This window comes from Parvimonas sp. D9 (assembly GCF_035282565.1).
In the GTDB taxonomy this organism is placed as follows: Bacteria; Bacillota; Clostridia; order Tissierellales; family Peptoniphilaceae; genus Parvimonas; species Parvimonas micra.
Window position 1 is genome coordinate 1 of the sequence record NZ_JAYKBM010000124.1, and the last position, 277, is coordinate 277.

At 50.2% G+C, this 277-nt stretch carries 1 protein-coding gene; it reads left to right on the top strand.

The features are described from left to right. Positions 1 to 277, top strand: a 277-nt coding sequence (locus tag VJI94_RS08285) for a hypothetical protein (protein WP_324009012.1), incomplete at both ends; no start/stop codon positions are given.

Here is a 277-nt window from a genome sequence, read left to right on the forward strand (position 1 = left end):
GGGTTAAGAATGTTAATGGATGGCGCAGAGCTGTCAGTCCCGTGGTATTTCACCGCCGCAAGGATCTGAAGGATTACCCACAGAAGACGCGTTCCGCCCTTGAAGTGGAAATGGAACCCTGGCAGCAGAAGATCCATGACGAGCTTAGAGAACAGCTTATGTCTATCCTCCCGAGTGGAGAATTGCTGTTCGCTGCTAATTCAATGGCTGCCACTATGAAGATTAGGCAGTTTATGGTATGCCCCAAGACCTATGATGAAAGTCTAGGCTGGGGTGC